Consider the following 1,833-nt stretch of genomic DNA (forward strand, 5'->3'; position numbering starts at 1 on the left):
GGCCGACCCAGCTCCAGGCGGGTCTTGCTGGCCGGGGTCGGTCTCCTAGGACAGCGCCGCCTCCTCGATCGCGGAGTGCTCCAGGCCAGCAGGTTCGGCGCCAGGGTCAGCCGACCCAGCTGACCCAGCCGACCCAGGCGGCCCAGGCGGCCCGGACACCCAGCCGGCCCAGGCGACCCGGACACCCAGTGCGACCCGATACGTCGCCGCAGGCGGCCGCCCCGCTGTGCCCCGAGCGGCACCGCTGCCCTGCTCCGCCGCCCCTCAGAACACCAGCGCCGCCCCGCACGCCGCCATCGCCACGGTGCACAGCGCCGCCGCCGTGGCGTGTCCGGAGGTGAGGGCGGTCGGGGTGTCGGTCGCGGTCAGGGCGCGGATCCGGCGATGGGCGAGGAGTAGGAAGCCCAGCCAGAGGGTGCAGCACAGGGCGCAGGCGACGAGGCCCGCGGGAGTCGGGCCGCCGTGCAGGGCGGTCTTCACGGCGAGTACGGCGCAGGCGGTGCCCGAGAGGGTCGTACGGCGCCAGGCGAGCCGGGTGCGCTCGGGCTGGAGACCCGGGTCGCGCTCCACGGCCGCGCCCTCGCTCATCCCTCCCACCTGACGAGCACCACGACGACCATGGCCAGGGCCACCACCGCGACCACCAGACTCAGCAGCGCCGGGAACCGTGACGCCGGCAGGTCCTCGCCGCGCCGCATGGCCCGCTCGCACCGCACCCAGTGGTTTACCGCCCGCAGTGAGCACAGCACCCCCGCGGCGAGCAGCGCGAGCGCCAGCCCGACCCGCCAGCCCCAGCGCAGATCCGGCAGGAACTGGTCCACGGCGAAACCTCCGCCGATCAGTGCGAGCGCGGTGCGCAGCCAGGCCAGGAAGGTGCGTTCATTGGCCAGGGAGAACCGGTAGTCGGGGGTGCTGCCCTCCTGCCGGACCTCCTCGGGCGCGAACCAGACGCGGACGTTCCGTGCGAAATCGATCACGCGCACGAGCCTATCGGGGGCCGGTGACCAAGGCGTTGTCAGTGCTGGGAAAGCCCGTACCGGAACATGCCGGGCAGCGGTCGACTCGGCTGCGGTGGCGGAACCCTCCCGCTCAGCCCATCGCCCGGTACGCCTTGAGCCGCTCGTACGCCGCCAGCCCGTCCGGGACCCACTCCCACTGCCGGAGCCGCAGCTCCACCTCGTCCTCCGGCAGGAAGTCGTGCCAGGCGACCTCCTCGACCTGGGGGCTGACCGGGAGCTCGCAGTGGACCTCGTAGACCGCCGACCACCAGGTCTGGCCGGCCCCGTTGTCGTAGAGGAACTTGAAGAGGTACTCGGGGCGGGGCAGGCCGCTCACGCCCAGTTCCTCCTCGGCCTCACGAAGGGCCGCGTCGTCGTAGGACTCGCCCGTGCCGACCACTCCGCCGACGAACATGTCGTAGAGGGACGGGAAGACCAGCTTGGTGGGTGTGCGGCGGTGGACGAAGAGGCGGCCCTCGGCGTCCCTGGCCTGGATGAAGACACAGCGGTGCCGCAGGCCCTTGGCGTAGGCCTCGCCGCGCGGGGACTGTGCGACGACGTTGTCGTTCTCGTCGACGATGTCGAGGATCTCGTCAGCAGGCGTCATGTCCCCCATCCAAGCAGGGGTGCGCACCCCTGCGGGGGCCTGCCGCCACGCACGGGTCCGCAGCCGGCCGGAGGCGGGCATCTCTGCGGGGACCCGTAGCCAAGCAGAAGTGCCTATCCGTGCGGGGACCCGTAGCCAAGCAGAAGTGCCTATCCGTGCGGGGACCCGGAGCCAAGCAGAAGTGCCTATCCGTGCGGGGACCCGGAGCCAAGCAGAAGTGCCTATCCG

At 72.3% G+C, this 1,833-nt stretch carries 3 protein-coding genes; all 3 read right to left on the reverse strand.

What is annotated here, in order from left to right:
• Positions 1-264: 264 nt before the first annotated feature.
• The gene (locus ACI2L1_RS27405) at positions 265-588 is read right to left on the reverse strand and encodes a DUF202 domain-containing protein (RefSeq protein ID WP_404742026.1); all 324 of its coding nucleotides are present in this window, start codon (positions 586-588) and stop codon (positions 265-267) included.
• On the reverse strand, positions 585-977 hold the full coding sequence (locus ACI2L1_RS27410; RefSeq protein ID WP_404742027.1) for a YidH family protein: 393 nt from the start codon (positions 975-977) through the stop codon (positions 585-587). The genes ACI2L1_RS27405 and ACI2L1_RS27410 overlap by 4 nt, the downstream gene beginning before the upstream one ends.
• A gap of 112 nt (positions 978-1,089) precedes the next feature.
• Positions 1,090-1,605, reverse strand: a complete 516-nt coding sequence (locus ACI2L1_RS27415) for an NUDIX hydrolase (RefSeq protein ID WP_404742028.1) — start codon at positions 1,603-1,605, stop codon at positions 1,090-1,092.
• Positions 1,606-1,833 lie beyond the last annotated feature (228 nt).

This window comes from Streptomyces sp. NPDC019531, from assembly GCF_044903305.1.
In the GTDB taxonomy this organism is placed as follows: Bacteria; Actinomycetota; Actinomycetes; order Streptomycetales; family Streptomycetaceae; genus Streptomyces.